This window comes from Phyllobacterium sp. 22229, from assembly GCF_052056495.1.
GTDB lineage: Bacteria > Pseudomonadota > Alphaproteobacteria > Rhizobiales > Rhizobiaceae > Phyllobacterium > Phyllobacterium myrsinacearum.
The window spans coordinates 127,538-145,131 of record NZ_JBQEPA010000011.1; the positions used below are offsets into that span (position 1 = coordinate 127,538).

At 60.3% G+C, this 17,594-nt stretch carries 17 protein-coding genes; 8 read left to right on the forward strand and 9 right to left on the reverse strand.

Annotated features, from left to right (window positions below; translation table 11 throughout):
* Window positions 1-2 precede the first annotated feature (2 nt).
* From ACTJJ7_RS15095 to ACTJJ7_RS15125, 7 genes are all read right to left on the reverse strand, one after another.
* On the reverse strand, window positions 3-1,502 hold the full coding sequence (locus tag ACTJJ7_RS15095) for a replicative DNA helicase (protein ID WP_105735809.1): 1,500 nt from the start codon (window positions 1,500-1,502) through the stop codon (window positions 3-5).
* A gap of 314 nt (window positions 1,503-1,816) precedes the next feature.
* Window positions 1,817-3,097 carry an SAM-dependent methyltransferase gene (locus tag ACTJJ7_RS15100; RefSeq protein WP_105735807.1) on the reverse strand — a complete coding sequence of 427 codons (1,281 nt, stop codon included), beginning with the start codon at window positions 3,095-3,097 and terminating at the stop codon, window positions 1,817-1,819.
* A 191-nt stretch (window positions 3,098-3,288) separates the two neighbouring features.
* Window positions 3,289-3,858, reverse strand: coding sequence for a 50S ribosomal protein L9 (gene rplI, locus ACTJJ7_RS15105; protein ID WP_105735805.1), 570 nt, complete (start codon window positions 3,856-3,858; stop codon window positions 3,289-3,291).
* Window positions 3,859-3,882: 24 nt separating this feature from the next.
* The gene (locus ACTJJ7_RS15110) at window positions 3,883-4,857 is read right to left on the reverse strand and encodes a DUF2232 domain-containing protein (protein WP_440967802.1); all 975 of its coding nucleotides are present in this window, start codon (window positions 4,855-4,857) and stop codon (window positions 3,883-3,885) included.
* Between the two features lie 159 nt (window positions 4,858-5,016).
* Window positions 5,017-5,265 carry a 30S ribosomal protein S18 gene (gene rpsR, locus ACTJJ7_RS15115; protein WP_027229803.1) on the reverse strand — a complete coding sequence of 83 codons (249 nt, stop codon included), beginning with the start codon at window positions 5,263-5,265 and terminating at the stop codon, window positions 5,017-5,019.
* Window positions 5,265-5,690 carry a 30S ribosomal protein S6 gene (gene rpsF / locus ACTJJ7_RS15120; RefSeq protein ID WP_105735802.1) on the reverse strand — a complete coding sequence of 142 codons (426 nt, stop codon included), beginning with the start codon at window positions 5,688-5,690 and terminating at the stop codon, window positions 5,265-5,267. The genes rpsR and rpsF overlap by 1 nt, the downstream gene beginning before the upstream one ends.
* Window positions 5,691-6,291: 601 nt before the next feature.
* Window positions 6,292-6,480, reverse strand: a complete 189-nt coding sequence (locus ACTJJ7_RS15125; RefSeq protein WP_110003319.1) for a hypothetical protein — start codon at window positions 6,478-6,480, stop codon at window positions 6,292-6,294.
* Between ACTJJ7_RS15125 and fabD the strand changes: the two genes are divergently transcribed.
* The 8 genes from fabD (at window position 6,473) to gmk (ending at window position 15,550) form a co-directional block, all read left to right on the forward strand.
* Window positions 6,473-7,417, forward strand: coding sequence for an ACP S-malonyltransferase (gene fabD, locus ACTJJ7_RS15130; RefSeq protein WP_105735799.1), 945 nt, complete (start codon window positions 6,473-6,475; stop codon window positions 7,415-7,417). The genes ACTJJ7_RS15125 and fabD overlap by 8 nt on opposite strands.
* A 17-nt stretch (window positions 7,418-7,434) precedes the next feature.
* Complete coding sequence (gene fabG, locus ACTJJ7_RS15135; protein ID WP_105735797.1) at window positions 7,435-8,172, forward strand: 3-oxoacyl-[acyl-carrier-protein] reductase; 738 nt, start codon at window positions 7,435-7,437, stop codon at window positions 8,170-8,172.
* Between the two features lie 168 nt (window positions 8,173-8,340).
* On the forward strand, window positions 8,341-10,698 hold the full coding sequence (locus ACTJJ7_RS15140; RefSeq protein ID WP_440967805.1) for a glycoside hydrolase family 3 C-terminal domain-containing protein: 2,358 nt from the start codon (window positions 8,341-8,343) through the stop codon (window positions 10,696-10,698).
* 316 nt (window positions 10,699-11,014) lie between these two features.
* Complete coding sequence (locus ACTJJ7_RS15145) at window positions 11,015-11,251, forward strand: acyl carrier protein (RefSeq protein ID WP_008128530.1); 237 nt, start codon at window positions 11,015-11,017, stop codon at window positions 11,249-11,251.
* Window positions 11,252-11,365: 114 nt separating this feature from the next.
* Window positions 11,366-12,628 (forward strand): beta-ketoacyl-ACP synthase II, encoded by a 1,263-nt coding sequence (gene fabF, locus ACTJJ7_RS15150; protein WP_105735793.1) that lies wholly within the window; start codon window positions 11,366-11,368, stop codon window positions 12,626-12,628.
* 54 nt (window positions 12,629-12,682) lie between these two features.
* Window positions 12,683-13,948, forward strand: a complete 1,266-nt coding sequence (gene mltG, locus ACTJJ7_RS15155) for an endolytic transglycosylase MltG (RefSeq protein ID WP_425350499.1) — start codon at window positions 12,683-12,685, stop codon at window positions 13,946-13,948.
* Between the two features lie 55 nt (window positions 13,949-14,003).
* Window positions 14,004-14,891 (forward strand): YicC/YloC family endoribonuclease, encoded by an 888-nt coding sequence (locus ACTJJ7_RS15160; RefSeq protein WP_130269074.1) that lies wholly within the window; start codon window positions 14,004-14,006, stop codon window positions 14,889-14,891.
* Between the two features lie 2 nt (window positions 14,892-14,893).
* Window positions 14,894-15,550, forward strand: coding sequence for a guanylate kinase (gene gmk, locus ACTJJ7_RS15165; RefSeq protein ID WP_105735787.1), 657 nt, complete (start codon window positions 14,894-14,896; stop codon window positions 15,548-15,550).
* A 199-nt stretch (window positions 15,551-15,749) separates the two neighbouring features.
* Here the strand turns inward: gmk and rsmA are convergent, their stop codons facing one another.
* A complete protein-coding gene (rsmA, locus tag ACTJJ7_RS15170) occupies window positions 15,750-16,571 on the reverse strand; it encodes a 16S rRNA (adenine(1518)-N(6)/adenine(1519)-N(6))-dimethyltransferase RsmA (RefSeq protein WP_105735783.1) in 822 nt (273 codons plus the stop codon).
* Entirely contained in the window at window positions 16,568-17,593 is a 1,026-nt protein-coding gene (gene pdxA, locus ACTJJ7_RS15175; RefSeq protein ID WP_440967808.1) for a 4-hydroxythreonine-4-phosphate dehydrogenase PdxA, read from the reverse strand. Before pdxA ends, rsmA begins: the two co-directional genes overlap by 4 nt.
* Window position 17,594 lies beyond the last annotated feature (1 nt).

The window sequence follows — 17,594 nt, forward strand, 5'->3', positions numbered from 1 at the left end:
GATTACTCGAAGCGTTCTGGCAGGTGTGAATCTTCCGCAAGGTCGGTGAACCGGGTGAACTCCGCCTGGAAGGCCAGCTTCACCGTGCCCGTCGGGCCGTGACGCTGCTTGGCGATGATGACTTCCGCCTTGCCCATGGCTTCCTTGAGGTCGGCCTGCCATTTGAAATGTTCCTCGGTGCCTTCCTTCGGCTCTTTGTTCTTGATGTAGTATTCGTCGCGATAGACGAAGATCACCACGTCGGCGTCCTGCTCGATCGACCCGGATTCACGCAGGTCGGAGAGCTGCGGGCGCTTGTCTTCGCGGCTTTCCACCTGACGGGAGAGCTGCGACAGCGCGATGATCGGGGTATTGAGCTCCTTGCCGAGCGCTTTCAAGCCCGTGGTGATTTCGGTGATTTCCTGCACGCGGTTTTCCGAGGCCTTTTTGGACGAGCCCTGCATCAGCTGGATATAATCGATGACCAGAACGTCAAGGCCGCGCTGACGCTTCAGACGCCGGGCGCGGGCTGCGAGCTGCGCAATGGAAATACCACCGGTCTGGTCGATATAGAGCGGCACCTTCTGCATGTGCTGCGAGCAGGCGACGAGCTTTTCGAATTCAGCCTCGTTGATTTCGCCGCGGCGGATTTTCGATGAACTGATCTCCGACTGCTCGGAAATAATACGGGTGGCCAGCTGCTCCGACGACATTTCGAGCGAGAAGAAGCCGACGACGCCGCCATTCTTGGCCTTCATCGTCCCGTCCGCCAGCTGCTCGGACTCGTAGGCCGCGGCAATGTTGAACGCGATGTTGGTGGCCAGCGAGGTCTTGCCCATGCCCGGACGGCCGGCGAGAACGATCAGATCCGAGGGCTGCAGGCCGCCCATGCGGTTGTCGAGCGAATGGATGCCGGTGGAGACGCCGGACAGATGCCCGTCGCGCATGAAGGCGGCATTGGCCATGTCGACGGCGGTTTTCACCGCATCGGTGAAGGTCTGGAAGCCGCCATCGTAGCGGCCGGTTTCCGCCAGTTCGAACAGGCGGCGCTCGGCATCCTCGATCTGGCCTTGCGGCGCCACGTCCACCGGCGCGTCATAGGCGATGTTGACCATGTCCTCGCCGATGGTGATCAGCGCGCGGCGCGTGGCAAGATCGTAGATGGCGCGGCCATAATCTTCGGCGTTGATGACCGTGACGGCTTCGGCGGCCAGGCGCGCCAGATACTGCATCACCGTCATCTCGCCGACTTTCTCTTCCACCGGCAGAAAAGTCTTCAGCGTGACGGGATTGGCCATCTTGCCCATGCGGATCATGTCCGACGACACTTCGAAAATCTTGCGGTGCAGCGGCTCGTAGAAATGCACGGGCTTGAGGAAGTCGGAGACCCGGTAAAACGCATCATTGTTGATGAGAATGGCCCCGAGCAGCGCCTGTTCGGCTTCGATATTGTTCGGTGCTTCGCGGTAAAGCTTGTCCGCGTTTTCCCGTACCTCGATGAATTTGCGTGCTGCCTCAGCCATGGTATTTTTTCCCGTTCGAATTAACTATGGCCTTCGGCGTGAATCCTAAGCAATGGAGCATTGCCAAAGCACAGGCTTAACCCCGCTATCCACAGCAGCGGAAAAGATTGGCTTTCTTTCTTACCTGATTCGCGCCTCGATGATTCTAAGCCATCTGGCAGCCCCTGGGGAGGCTTAAGCGCGTTCTCCTGCCAATGTCCACTGCGCACTTGGTAGAATATGCGGACACGGTGCGAAAACCGGGCGCGATTCATGCTTTGGCCCGCCGCGATCATCATGATCACGGCGGGCCAACGGGTTTGTTTCAGCAGGCGTCAGCGCCCGACAGCCGATTCCCGGTTGTCGACCTGGGTATTGGCGCAGCTGCGCTCGCTTTCCAGCCGTTTCAGGCGCTTTTCTTCCTTCTCGATGTAGTTGCGCGTCAGCGGAACCGATTCCTGCCGGTGCGCCAGCTGAATCTGGAACACCATCAGGTTCTGCCAGCGGAAGGCCGATTCCGAGGCGGCGAGATAGAATTCCCACATGCGGCAGAAGCGCTCGTCATAGATTGCCTTGGCCTTGTCGCGGTTCGCCATGAACCGCTCGCGCCAGATGCGCAGTGTGTCGGCATAGTGCAACCGCAGGATTTCGATGTCAGTAATGACAAGGCCTGCCTTTTCAATCTGCGGAAGCACTTCCGAGAGCGCGGGGATATAGCCGCCCGGAAAGATATATTTCTGGATGAAGGCATTGGTATAGGACGGCCCATCCGACCGGCCAATCGAATGCAGGACGAAAACCCCGTCCTTCTTCAACAGCCGCGCCGTGTGCTGGAAATATTCGGCGAAATGCCCGACGCCGACATGCTCGAACATGCCGACGGAGACAATCCGGTCAAAACTGTCCTCGATGGTCCGGTAGTCGCGCAGGTCGAAGCGGGCCTGTGTCGACAGGCCCTCGTCGATGGCCCGCTTGTTGGCGATGCCATGCTGTTCGTGCGAGAGGGTGACCCCCAGCACATTGGCATCGAGATGCCGGGCGAGGTAAAGCCCGAGGCCACCCCAGCCGCAGCCGATATCGAGGGTCTTGTGGCCCTTTTCGACCAGGAGCTTTGCCGCGATGTGGCGTTTCTTGGCCAGCTGCGCCTCTTCGAGCGTCGCATCGGGATGCTCGAAATAGGCGCAGGAATACTGCATGTCCGGGTCGAGAAACAGGCGGTAGAGCTCTTCCGACAGATCGTAGTGCCTCTGCACATTGCTGGATGAACGGGCAAGATTGTTCATCTGGTGCAGGCGGCGGGTGGCACGGCGAATGCCCTCCAGCGCCAGCATCCACGGCTCGCGCGCCGCGGTGGCGCCGGTGTTTTCGAAGATGATCTTCAAAACGTCGTAGATATCGCCGTCGAGAACATCGAGTTCGCCGTTCATATAGGCTTCGGCGAAATGCAGGGAGGGGTCGAAGGCAATCCGCCGTTCGGCCGCAGCCGTGTTGATGCGGAAATGGATCGGTTCTCCGGTCCCGTCACCAAAGGTGCGCTTCTGGCCGGATGAGTCAGTAATCGAAAGTGTACCAGTGTGGATGAGCCGCGAAAGCGCAGCCCTGAGAATGGCATTCATGAACAATCTCCATCATTGACGATAGAGCTCGGCCATTATGAGGCTCGGGATTGAGCCAAGGTCGGGCGTGGGTAGGATAAATAAATTTACCTGTTTTTTTGATTCTGCAAAGCAAAAAAACACCCGGCATCTCTGCCGGGTGTTTTATGGTAAAGCAAACACCACTCCTGCGAGCGGTTTTTGCTTTGAAATCAGGCGTTTTCTTCGCCTTCTTCGTCTTCGTCGAAGAATTCGTCGGAAAGCGGTGCTTCTTCAATGCCATAGATCGCTTCGGCGGAGGTGAGGTCTTCACCCTTGACCTGGCGCTCGGCTTCATCGGCCGTACGGGCAATGTTGATCGTAACCGTTGCTTCAACTTCCGGATGCAGAACCAGAACGATCTTGTGCAGGCCGATCGTCTTGATTGGCGTGTTCAGTTCAACCTGGTTGCGGTTGATCGAGAAACCTTCGGCGGTGATCAGGTCGGCGATGTCGCGGGTCGAAACCGAACCGTAGAGCTGACCGGTTTCACCGGCGGAGCGAACGGCGACGAATGTCTTGCCGTCGAGCTTGTCGGCGATTGCCTGGGCTTCGGTCTTGCGCTCGAGGTTGCGGGCTTCGAGCTGGGCGCGCTGGCCTTCGAACTTCTTCTTGTTGGCTTCGTTGGCACGAAGCGCCTTGCCCTGCGGCAGAAGGAAGTTACGGGCAAAGCCGTCCTTTACCTTGACTGTTTCACCCATCTGGCCGAGGCGGCTGATGCGTTCGAGAAGAATGACTTCCATGTGAGTTTTCCTTTCAAGTTCAATTCAATTGTCGTTATTGGGTGGGGTATCGGTATTCACAGCCTTCGAAACCGGCGCGTTGCGCGATGTGTCAAACAGACCGGCGAGAAGGAAGACGAGAAGCGCAAAGACAAAGAGAAACACGGCGAGATAGGCGAACCACAGCGCAAATGGCCGCCAGGTGGCGCCGCGCGTGCGGGCATGCAGCATGCCGAAGCCGGCCAGGATGAACCCGGCGCCGAGGGCACCGGCAACCGCCGTTGCCGCATAGCCGGGACCGCCCGGCAGGAACGCTGCGGCGCAGGCGACGGCAAAGATGACAAGCGCCGGGCGCGGCATGCGCAGGGCACGCGGCCAGTCATCCCGCGGGCGGCGCAGCTTGCCCGAGGCAGCCGTCAGGCGCAGGGCGATATAGAGATTGGCAATGATGATGCTCAGCCACGCGGCGGGCTGCAGGGCCGGCAGAACACGCACGACGAACTGCGCCATGCTCTGCGTCAGGTCGGCATTGGCCGCCAGTTCCGGATTGCTCACGGCCAGCTGCTGGGTCAGCGACTGCGCCAGCTGGCGGGCAAAATCCGCGCTGAAACCGATCATGACGCCGATGACGATGAAGCCGGCGGCAACAACAAGCGCCAGCCGCAGCATCGTATCGGCGAGGGGGTACCAGACATAGACGTCCTTGGGTCCGCCGATCTCGGCTGCGGGACGGGCAAGGCCGGTGAAATAGGCGCCGACGGCGGCGGGCAGGGCGGTGATGAGCACGACGACGACGGCGACCGTCGGGGCGGCGATGACGGATACGGCAACCGCCACGGTGAGCGCGGCAATGAAGCCGCAGGCCGTGCCCCAGCCCAGCGCCGCGACAAAGATCGGCAGCGGCGAAAACAGCAGCAAGATCATGGCAAGGCTGGAATTGACGATGACACCGGTCGTCAGCAGCGCAGCCGCAAGGCCCGCCAGCACGCCAATACCGATATCTGTTCCAGTCAGTTTCATGTCGCTCGCTGTCCTGCCTGTTGAAGCAGTTAGAGGTGGTTTTTCAACCAATCCCTCAACTTGGGTTTTCTGGTGTGCCTGACCGCGCCCATCGCGGAAGGCTTTATTGCCCCGGAGGGCTGAAGGCGGCGGGACGAAATCCAGCCGCCTCCGAGTGTCTTACTTCACAACGTATGGCAGCAGGCCGAGGAAACGGGCGCGCTTGATCGCCTGGGCGAGTTCGCGCTGCTTCTTCTGGCTGACAGCCGTGATACGGGAAGGAACGATCTTGCCACGCTCGGAAATGTAGCGCGACAGGAGCTTGATGTCCTTGTAGTCGATCTTCGGCGCATTGGCACCCGAGAACGGGCAGGTCTTGCGGCGGCGATGGAACGGACGGCGGGTCGGGATCTGATTGATATCAACCATTATTCTGCTCCTTCACCGGCTTCGTTGTCACGCGGGCGGCGTGGACGACGCGGACGATCGTCATCACGGCCACCGAACTTGTCGTCGCGTTCGCGGCGATCGTCGCGGCGTGCAAGCATGGCCGACTGGCCTTCTTCGTGCTCTTCAACGCGGATGGTCATGAAGCGCAGAACGTCTTCATTGATGCGCTGCTGGCGCTCGACTTCGGCAACGGCGGCTGCCGGAGCATCGATGTTGAGAAGCGAGTAATACGCCTTGCGGTTCTTGTTGATGCGGTATGTCAGGGCGCGCAGGCCCCAGCTTTCAATACGCCCGACTTTGCCGCCATTGGCCTCGATGATACCCTTGTACTGTTCTACAAGCGCATCGACCTGCTGCTGCGAAATGTCCTGTCGAGCAAGGAACACATGTTCATAAAGAGCCATTGTCTTTGCCTTTCTTCGTTAATATTGCCCGGAATCAACGGTAAACCTCTGCGAATCTCTCTGCCGGGTGACCGGCGAAGAAAGGACGCTGATGGAGACGATCGAGAGCGGAGACACGGGAGGCTGAAGCTTTTACGCTTCCACGGATCGAAATCCGGCCCTCCGTTCAGCCCCCAGCTGACGCCGAGCAATGAACGGGCGGCTTATACGGGCAAATGGCAAAAGACGCAACCCGCCATGGACGTTTTATATTGCAGCGCGAAATGCCGGGCGGTCTGTTCTGTGTTTTCACCCCTCTCTGCCCTGCCGGGCATCTCCCCCACAAGGGGATGAAATGTCATTTGGATAAAACTTATCCACGTTCTCCCAACCCAAGTTATCCTTCTCCTCGTCCTTTCCGGCGGGAATGCTTCCGGAAACTTTCGAAAGTCGGGAAAGGATCGGCGCTTCGGCTTCGCGAGGGAAAACCTCGTGCGGCCGGGGAGGTTTGGCCCGGTGGTGGTACACCGGCAAAAACCTGAAAAACGCCGGGGCGGGTGGTCCTTGGATCGCAAGCATCGCATACAGCATACCCCAAGACCCGCGTTCCAAGGACCGCCCGTCATTCTCCTCGTTCAATGGCCAGACGCATTTGCGGGCGTGGCGCCGAAAACCCGTTATTCCGCCTATTATAATGTGCATGTGCGGCCAGCGCGGCGCATGAAAGCTTGACTTCGGGCTTGCCGATAGGCACATCGCGCGGCAGATTGACGACGATAAAGAGAAATCCGGAGGCACGCCCCATGTCCATAGCATTCACTTTCCCCGGTCAGGGCAGTCAGGCCGTCGGCATGGGCAAGGCATTGGCCGATAATTTTGCCGAAGCCAGGGCCGTGTTCGACGAGGTCGACGATGCGCTCGGCGAGAAGCTGTCCTCCATCATCTGGGAAGGCCCGGAAGACACCCTGACGCTGACCGCCAATGCGCAGCCGGCCCTGATGGCGGTGTCCATCGCCGTCATCCGCGTGCTGGAAGCGCGCGGCGTCTCGATCAGGGACAAGGTGGCCTATGTCGCCGGTCATTCGCTCGGCGAATATTCGGCGCTGTGCGCTGCCGGCACATTCTCGCTGGCCGATACGGCGCGTCTCCTGCGCATCCGCGGCAATGCCATGCAGCAGGCGGTTCCCGCCGGGGCTGGCGCCATGGCCGCCATTATCGGGCTTGAGCACGAGGTTGTCGCCGCTGTCTGCGCCGATGCGGCGCTCGAAGGCCCGGTGCAGATCGCCAATGACAATGGCGGCGGCCAGATCGTCATTTCCGGCTCGAAGGCGCCGGTCGAGGCAGCCGCTGCCCTTGCGACGGAACGGGGCGCCAAGCGCGCCATCATGCTGCCGGTTTCCGCTCCCTTCCATTCCGCGCTGATGGCGCCGGCCGCCGATGCCATGCGCGAGGCGCTGGCCAACGTCGCCAAGCACGATCCGGTGGTACCGCTGATCGCCAATGTGCGCGCTGCGCCGGTAACCTCGGCCGATGAAATCGCCGCCTTGCTGGTCGAGCAGGTGACGGGCCAGGTCCGCTGGCGCGAAACGGTCGAATGGTTCGGCGCCAATGGCGTAACGACACTCTATGAAATTGGCGCGGGCAAGGTTCTGACCGGCCTGGCACGCCGCATCAACAAGGACATTTCGGGTGTTGCCGTCGGCACGCCGGATGATATTGACGCGGCCGTTGCCGCGCTGAACGTTTGAACGGAAGGGATTGAGCAATGTTTGACCTGACAGGCCGCAAGGCTCTCATAACCGGCGCCAGCGGCGGTATCGGCGAATCCATTGCCCGCGCGCTGCACGCGCAGGGCGCCATTGTCGGCCTGCACGGCACGCGTGTGGAAAAACTCGAAGCGCTGGCAAGCGAACTGGGCGACCGGGTCAAGATTTTCCCGGCCAACCTGTCGAACCGCGATGAAGTGAAGGCGCTGGGCGAAAAGGCGGAAGCCGATCTCGAAGGCGTCGAAATCCTCGTCAACAATGCCGGCATCACCAAGGACGGCCTGTTCGTGCGCATGAGCGATGCCGATTGGGACAATGTGCTGGAGGTCAACCTGACCGCCGTGTTCCGCCTGACCCGCGAACTGACCCATCCGATGATGCGCCGCCGCTATGGCCGCATCATCAACATCACCTCGGTCGTCGGCGTGACCGGCAATCCCGGCCAGACCAATTATGTCGCGTCCAAGGCCGGGCTCATCGGCTTCTCCAAGGCGCTGGCGGCTGAGATTGCCAGCCGCAATGTCACGGTGAATTGCGTTGCGCCCGGTTTCATCGAATCGGCGATGACCGACAAGCTGAATGACAAGCAGAAGGAAGGCATCATGTCCGCCATACCCATGCGCCGCATGGGTACGGGCGAAGAGGTGGCATCCTCCGTGGTTTATCTCGCCAGCAATGAGGCGTCCTATGTCACCGGCCAGACGATCCACGTCAATGGCGGCATGGCGATGATCTGAGCCGGGTCAGACCTGTCTGTATTTGAAAACCCCGGGCGGAAACGTCCGGGGTTTTGTTTTAAAGGTACGAAGAGGCCCGACTCTAGACCTTTGTAGAATTGATTTTTGCCTGAATTATTTCGACCATCAAAACAATTAAACCAAGAATATTTCGAGGAGGAAACTGTTTTGAAAAAATCCATATGGAACGCGCTTATTTTATCTCTCATTCCGATTTTCGCGTCCGCCTGCAACAAGGACGAAAAACCAGCAGCCGACGCTACGGGATCCTATTCGGCCAGCGCGCCCGCCGAAGTCGCCGAAAGCAGCGTTGACCCGGCAAAGAAAGCCGACGTTCTGCTGCCGCAAGACCCGGATGCGCGGGCATGGGCGCTGGTGGCGCAGATGTCCCTGGATGAAAAGATCCAGTTCATCCACACCGATCACCGCAAGATGTCAGAGATTGGCTCCGCCGCGGGACATATCCCCGGACTGCCGCGGTTGAAGATACCTGAACTGCTCATGATCGATTCCTCGGCGGGCTCAAGAAGCAAAATCTTCAAAAGCACGACATTCCCGGCCACGCTCGCCATAGCGGCGAGCTGGGACCGTGATCTTGCCTACCTCTTTGCGGCGGAAGTGGCGAAACAGGCCCGTGCGCAGGGATATGGCATGGGACTTGGTGGCGGCGCCAATTTGGTGCGCGACCCGCGTGTAGGGCGCATGTTCGAATATCTGGGGGAAGATCCTCTGCTCGCGGGTAAAATGCTCGCAAGCCGAACGGAGGGAACGCAAAGCCAGCATGTTATTGCGACCATCAAGCATATGGTGGGCAATGAACAGGAAGCCCACCGCATGGAGGGAAGCAGTGTGATCGACGAAAGGACCCTTCGTCAGATCTACATGCTGCCCTTTGAAATCGCCGTTCAGGAGAGCCAGCCCGGCAATGTCATGTGCAGCTACAATCAGCTGTCGCTGGATGGCTATGCGCCGGGCATATGGGCCTGCGAACACCCGCATATTCTGACTGATATTCTCAAGAGGGAGTGGGGTTTCAAGGGACAGGTGCAATCCGATTGGGGCGCCACCCACTCCACGGCGGCAGCCATCAATGCCGGGCTGGATGAAGACGAGCATTACCGGGCGGCGGAATATTTTGTGCCAGCCAAGGTCAAAGCGGCCCTGGAGGCGGGGGAGATAACGATCGAGCGGTTGAACGAGATGGTGCACCGCAAGCTGCGAACCATGATCAGCATTGGCGTCATGGACAATCCGCCGCCTAATAACCAAGCCGAGGGTTTTGTTCCGGACATCAATTTTGCCGCGGCTGAAGCAATGGCGCAAAAGGCGGCGGAACAATCCATCGTCCTGTTGAAAAACCAGCCGCAGCAAGCCCCGCTGGATGTGAAAACTCCGCGCAAACTGCTGCCGCTCGATGCTTCAAAGCTCAAGAAAATAGCAGTGGCCGGGGCACACGCCGACAAGGCGATACTGGTCGGCAGCGGATCGGGCAGCGTCACCAACACAACCTACGGTTCATTTCCTCTGTACGACGGAAAGTGCAGGAATATCGATTTTCCCCAAAAATTTAATCCCTGTTTCACTTCCAATCCATGGAAGCGGGTCAAAGTACCCATGCTGGAAGCGATCCGGAATGCGGCACCCTCCGCAGAGGTCGTATATGGCGGGAACAGTGACGAGGCAGAACCGTTCCGGCCTTATACGGAACAGGAAATTGATGATGCGGTGAAACAGGCGCAGCAAGCCGACGTTGCAATTGTCGTTGTCGCTCAACCCGCTGGAGAGATGGCCGATCTCGGTACGCTTGGCTTGAACAACGCGCGCACCGCGGAGGGAAAGCAGGGCAATCAGGATGAGCTGGTCCGGCGCATCGCCGCCGTCAACAGGAACACGATCGTCGTCGTTGAAAGTGGCAATCCCATTCTGATGCCGTGGATCAACGACGTGTCAGCCGTGCTGGAGGTCTGGTACCCCGGTGACAATGGCGGTCCGGCCATTGCCAATGTTCTCTTCGGCAAGGTCAATCCATCGGGCAAACTGCCGGTTACCTTTCCGAAAGCCGACGCCGATACGCCGACGGCGGGCAAGGAATGGGAGAAAAATCCCGTTTATGCGGAGCGCCTCAATGTTGGCTACCGCTGGTATGACTCAAAGGGTGTCGAGCCATTGTTCGAGTTCGGCTTCGGTTTGTCCTATACAGAGTTCCACTATTCGGATCTGCGTGTGACCACGGATGGCGATGGCAGCAAGACGGCCACTTTCACGCTTGAAAACACCGGCACTCTGGCTGGCAGGGAAACCCCGCAAATCTACGCTCAGTTTCCCGCCAGTTCAGGCGAACCGCCCAAGCGGCTCGTTGGTTGGGACAAAGTCGAACTGCAGCCCGGAGAGAAGAAAACCGTGTCGGTCAAGATCGCCCCGAAACTGCAGAGCATCTGGGATGTCGCCAATGCCAAGTGGAAACTGGTGCCGCCCGCCAAAATTCTGGTTGGTGCTTCATCCCGCCAGATCAAACTGGAGCTTTGAACGGCTAGAGCCACCGGTCTGATCTGGTGGTTGCCCCCTCCTGTCGATATAACATCGCGCCCGGCTGCACTTTTGCGCCGGGCGTTTACGTCGCAAACACATTTATGCGATTGAGGCCGTGAATAAAGCGTGATAAGTCGCGCACCAAGTCAGGGTGTCAAATCGATTTGATGCCTTTTCCATTCCTTAGGGAAGAAGTGGCTGGGATGAGGGTTTTAGCTGTTAAACAAGGCTGGCCTGCCATCTTATTGCTTGATTAGAGTCATCCGTGCCGCTAACCAAGGCATGGAGAAAAACAACAGGTTGAGGTTTCCACATGAGTGATACTGCAGAACGCGTCAAGAAAATCGTGATTGAGCATCTGGGCGTTGATGCCGAGAAAGTCACCGATGGTGCGAGCTTCATCGACGATCTGGGCGCAGACAGCCTGGATACTGTCGAGCTCGTGATGGCTTTCGAAGAAGAATTCGGCGTTGAAATTCCCGATGATGCTGCCGAGACCATTCTGACAGTCGGCGATGCCGTCAAGTTCATCGATAAAGCACAAGCCTGATTTTCATTCGGCCCGGCAGCGCAGGGATTTTGACAGGCGGCACAGCGCCCCTGCCGGAACCTGCGCAGGGCCGCCGGAAAACATCATGCTGAATATGACATTGAAGGATCGGCCATGAGGCGCGTTGTCATAACCGGCCTTGGGCTGGTTTCTCCTCTTGCATCCGGTGTCGAGCAGACTTGGTCCCGCCTTTTGGCTGGCAAGAGTGGCGCCCGGCTGGTGACGGAGTTCGAAGTCGAAGATCTGCCTTGCAAGATTGCCTGCCGTATTCCGGTCGGCGATGGAACCGACGGCACGTTCAATCCCGACGATTGGATGGAACCGAAGGAACAGCGCAAGGTTGATCCTTTCATTATCTATGCCATGGCTGCCGCTGACCAGGCGCTTGCCGATGCCAAATGGGCGCCGGAAAGCGACGAGGACCAGATTGCCACGGGCGTTCTCATCGGTTCGGGTATCGGCGGTCTCGAGGGCATCGTTGAAGCCGGCTACACGCTGCGCGACAAGGGTCCGCGCCGCATTTCGCCCTTCTTCATTCCCGGCCGCCTGATCAACCTCGCTTCCGGCCAGGTTTCCATCAAGCACAAGCTGCGCGGCCCCAATCATGCGGTCGTTACCGCCTGCTCGACCGGCGCGCATGCAATCGGTGACGCATCGCGTCTGATCGCCTTCGGCGATGCGGATGTGATGGTGGCTGGCGGAACGGAATCGCCCGTCAGCCGCATCTCGCTGGCCGGCTTTGCCGCCTGCAAGGCTTTGTCCACTGCCCGCAACGACGATCCGACAGCGGCCTCGCGTCCCTATGATGCCGACCGCGACGGTTTCGTCATGGGCGAGGGCGCCGGTGTGGTCGTGCTGGAAGAGCTCGAACATGCGCTGGCCCGCGGGGCGAAGATCTATGCCGAAGTCATCGGCTACGGTCTGTCCGGCGATGCCTATCACATCACCGCTCCGTCCGAGAGCGGCGAGGGTGCGCAGCGTTCCATGGAAATGGCACTCAAGCGCGCCGGCATTACCCCGGATCAGGTCGACTACATCAATTCGCACGGCACATCGACGATGGCCGATACGATTGAGCTGGCGGCGGTTGAACGCGTTCTGGGCGATGCCGCCCCGAAAGTGTCGATGTCGTCGACAAAGTCCTCCATCGGCCATCTCCTGGGTGCAGCCGGTTCGACCGAAGCCATCTTCTGTGCGCTGGCCATTCGCGACAATGTCGCTCCGGCCACGCTCAATCTGGACACGCCATCGGTCGAGACAAAGATCGATCTGGTTCCGCACAAGCCGCGGCATCGCACCGTCGATGTGGCGCTTTCCAATTCCTTCGGTTTTGGCGGCACCAACGCTTCGCTGGTTTTGCGGCGTTATCAACAGTGATTGAAGCAATGGCGGAAGCGTTTTCGCGCTTTCGCCATATTCACAATCAAAATAATACCGGTTCCAACCGGAAAACATGCTCGAGGTGCCCGTGTGAGCTCAGATCAGCAGTCTGAAGAGACGAACGGTTCAGCCGCCGCCAGCGCGCCGGAGCGCAATCCGATTGTTCCGCAGTCGGCCTCCGAGGCTCTGCGCCCCGAACCGGGCACGCCGCCGCCCGCGCCAAGGCGCCGTTCGCGCCGTGCGCGCAGCCAGATCGTCGTCTTTGCCAATTTCATGCTGTCGCTGGTCGTGCTTCTGGTGATTGCCGCTGCCGCTGCAGTCTATTTCGGCAAGGTTGCCTTCAACGAACCCGGCCCGACGGAAGTGACCGCCAATTATGTCGTCAAGAACGGCAGCGGCATCGTCGAGATCGCCGATGGGCTCGAGCGCCGCGGCATCATCACCGATGGGCGCGTGTTCAAATATGGCGTTCAGGCCTATGGCTTTCAGCGCGACATGAAGGCCGGTGAATACGAAATCAAGGCGCATGCCTCGATGCGGGAGATCATGGACCTGCTGCGCAGCGGCAAGTCGGTGCTGCATTCGCTGACGGTTCCCGAGGGCCTGACCGTTGACCAGATTCTCCAGCGTATCAGCGAGGATGACGTGCTGGTGGGCGCATTGCCGGCCGTCGCTCCGGCGGAAGGCACGCTGTTCGCCAACACGCAGCGCTTTTCACGCGGCATGACGCGCGAGGAAATCCTCAAGAAGATGCAGGCTGACCAGAAGAAGCTGGTCGAGGATATCTGGGCGCGCCGCGACCAGAGCATTCCGCTCAAGACCATCGAGGAATTCGTCACGCTGGCGTCCATCGTCGAGAAGGAGACGGGCAAGGCGGATGAACGCCCGCGCGTTGCCGCCGTGTTCATCAACCGCCTGAACAAGCGCATGCGCCTGCAGTCCGATCCGACGATCATCTATGGCCTGTTCGGCGGCAAGGGCAAACCGGCCGACCGCCCGATCCTGAAATCGGATCTGGAGAAGCCGACGCCCTACAACACCTATACGATCAATGGCCTGCCGCCCGGCCCGATTGCCAATCCGGGCCGCGATGCGCTGGAAGCTGTCGCGCATCCTTCGCAGACCAAGGATCTGTACTTCGTGGCCGATGGGTCAGGCGGGCATGTGTTTGCCGAAACGCTGGATGACCACAACGACAATGTGAAGCGCTGGCGCACGGTCGAGAAAAACCGCCTTGATGAAGCGGCGAAAGCGGCAACCGGCGACAAGAATGCCAAGCCGTCTGCGACCGACGACAGCGCACCGGCAGAGGAATAATATAGAAAGGCCTGGCGACGATCAGGCCTTTGTCCTTTTGGACTTTGGGGGAAAAATGTCATTGCAAAGCATGACGGGTTTTGCCCGTCACCTCCGGAACAGCGCCGGGGCGCAGATTTCATGGGAAATCAAATCGGTGAACGGCAAGGGGCTGGACGTGCGGTTCCGGCTGCCCGCGGGCTTCGAAGCCGTAGAGCAGAAGGCGCGCGCCCTGTTCAGCCAGCATTTCAAGCGGGGCAATTTCCAGGCCGCCTTGAGCGTTGACCGCAGCGCAGGCGATGCCAGGGCACTCATCAATGAACCGCTGCTGCAGGAACTGGCGAGGATTGCCGCCCAGCTGCGTGCGGACTTCGGTCTGGCCCAATCCACCCCGGAAGGCCTGATGGCGCTGCGCGGCGTTCTGGAGGCGCCCCAGGACGTGCTGACGGAAGAAGACCAGGCTGAGGTCGAGGCGGCCGTGCTTGCGGCCCTCGACGAGACGCTCGTGCAGCTTGCGCGCAACCGCGAGAGCGAGGGCAAGGCGCTCGGCGATATATTGAGCACCCAGATCGATGCGGTGGAACGGCTGACGGGGGAGGCGCGGCGCGATCCGAGCCGGACGCTCGACGCTGTCCGGTCGAGATTGGCGGCGCAGGTTGCACTGCTCCTCGATGCCTCTCCGGCACTCGATGAGGCGCGCCTGCACATGGAGGCGGCGTTTCTCGCCACCAAGGCCGATATCCAGGAAGAGCTGGACCGTCTGGACATGCATGTGGCGGCGGCGCGCACGCTGCTGCGCGATGGCAACGGTGTCGGGCGCAAGCTGGATTTTCTGACACAGGAATTTAACCGCGAGGCCAATACACTCTGCTCCAAGGCCAATGCGGCCTCGATCACGTCGATTGGACTTGACCTCAAGGCGGTTGTGGATCAATTGCGCGAGCAAATACAGAATCTGGAGTAAACATGCTCAACGCCTCAAACAGCATCAAGCGCCGCGGCCTCATGCTGGTGCTGTCGTCGCCATCAGGCGCCGGCAAGTCGACGATTGCCCGTCTGCTGCTCAACGACAAGGAAAAGCTCGAGCTGTCGCTGTCGATCAGCGTGACCACCCGTCCGCGCCGCGCCAGCGAGATCGACGGCGTGCATTATCATTTCATTTCGGTGCGCGAATTCGAACGCCTGCGCGACAGCGATGAACTGATCGAATGGGCTGAAGTGCATGGCAATTTCTACGGCACGCCGCGTGAGGCGGCGGAAAACGCCCTTGCCGACGGGCAGGACATGCTGTTCGACATCGACTGGCAGGGCGCCCTGCAGTTGCAGGACAAGATGAAGGGCGATGTCGTCAGCATTTTCATCCTGCCGCCGTCCATGGCTGACCTGAAGCTGCGATTGCACCGCCGCGCCGAAGACACCGAAGAAGTCATCGACATGCGCCTGCGCAATGCGCGCAACGAGATCGAGCGCTGGCGTTCCTACGATTACGTCATCGTCAACAAGGACCTGGAACGTGCCTATCACGAGGTCCAGTCCATCGTGACGGCCGAACGCCTGCGCCGCGACCGTTGCCCCGGCCTGTTCGATTTCGTCAGCGGCCTTCTGGATGAGAAGATCGATTAACGGGAACCTCACCCCCCTCTGGGCTGCCGCCCATCTCCCCCACAAGGGGGGAGAGCAGCCTTCACAAGGGTTTCGACAGTTCTGAGATATTGCAAAGTATGCAGAAGCGTTGATGCCAATGAGATCTCCCCCCTTGTGGGGGAGATGGCTGGCAAGCCAGAGGGGGGTGAACTCTGGTCTATCCCCTTAAAATATAACCTTAAACCGCGTTGGCCAACGCCACAAACTCATCGATGGACAATGTTTCGGCGCGGCGTGTCGGATCAATCCCGACTTTGGCCAGCAGCGCTTCACCGCCGAGCGGTTTGATGCTCTGGCGCAGCATCTTGCGGCGCTGGCCGAAGGCGGCCTGCGTGACACGGCCGAGCATGGTCGCATCGCAGGCGAGCGGCTCGGCGCGCGGAACAAGGTGAACCACCGAGGACGTCACCTTCGGCGGCGGCGTAAAGGCCTGCGGCGGCACGTCGAAGGTTATTTTGGCTTCCGTGCGCCAGCCCGCCAGCACGCCGAGGCGGCCATAGGCATCGGAGCCAGGTTTTGCCACGATGCGCTCGGCCACTTCGCGCTGGAACATCAGCGTCAGCGAGGCATAGAAGGGCGGCCATGGCTCGCTCAACAGCCAGCCGATCAAAAGCTGGGTGCCGACATTGTAGGGCAGATTGGCGACGATCTTGACCGTACCGTTCCCCGCCAGTGCCTTGAAATCCGTCTCCAGCGCATCGCCCGCTATGACGCGCAGGCGGCCGGGATAATGATCGGAAATTTCCTGCAGCGCCGCCAGGCAGCGCTCGTCGCGTTCAATGGCAATCACATGGGCGCCCTGCGCCAGCAGGGCGCGGGTCAGGCCGCCGGGGCCGGGCCCGACTTCGATGACGGTCTGGTCCTTCAGATCACCGGCCTGCCGCGCGATCTTGGCGGTCAGGTTGAGATCGAGCAGAAAATTCTGGCCGAGGGATTTTTTGGCCATCAGCTCGTGCCGGTCGATGACCTCGCGCAGAGGGGGAAGGCTGTCGATGCTCATGCGGCGTTGTTTTCCGGGCTGGAGCGATGGGAGGCGAGTTCACCCGCCAGCCGCGATGCGGCGATGAAGCTGTCCGGCTTGGCCTTGCCCGATCCGGCGATGTCGAATGCGGTGCCATGGTCGGGCGAGGTCCGCACGAAGGGCAGGCCGAGCGTCACGTTCACGCTGTCGTCAAAGCCCAGCGTCTTGGCCGGGATGAGTGCCTGGTCGTGATACATGCAGATCGCCGCATCATAGGACGCGCGCGCCGCCGCATGGAACATCGTATCAGCCGGAAGCGGGCCACGGGCATCGATGCCCTCGTTGCGCAGGATTTCAACAGCCGGGCGGACGATCTCATCGTCTTCCAGCCCCATGGCGCCGCCTTCGCCCGCATGCGGATTGAGACCGGCAATGGCAAGGCGCGGATTGGCAATGCCGAACTGGTTTTTCAGCGCCTGCGCGGTGATGCGTGAAATGGTGACGATCCGGTCGGTGTCCAGCACCTCGGGAACACGGGCAAGCGCAATATGGATGGTCACGGGAACCGCGCGCAGCAGGGGCCCCGCCAGCATCATGACGGGTGTGAACGCGCGGCCGAGCTGTTCACCGGCCAGATGCGCCAGAAACTCCGTATGGCCGGGAAAGCGGAAACCCGCCTCATAGAGCGGCTTCTTGGCGATGGGGCAGGTGACGACGGCGCTGGCGCGGCCGGAAAGCGTGTAGGCCACGGCGCGCTCGATCGCCTCGATCGTTCCGGCGGCATTTTCGGCGAGCGGAACGCCGGGCCGGTTGATCTGCCGGTTTTGCAGGGGAACGACCGGCAAGGCCCGCTGAAATATTTCTGCGGCTGTTTCCGGCGTCGCCGTTTCCAGCGGGCAGTTTATTCCCAGTTGTGCGGCACGCGCCGCCAAAACCGCATCGTCGCCGAGCAGGAAGAAGGCGGGCAGGCGCGCCGGGGCACGCAGTGTCCAGGCGGCGAGCGCTATGTCAGGTCCGATTCCGGAGGGATCACCGGCGCTTACGGCGAGGATGCTGCTCATG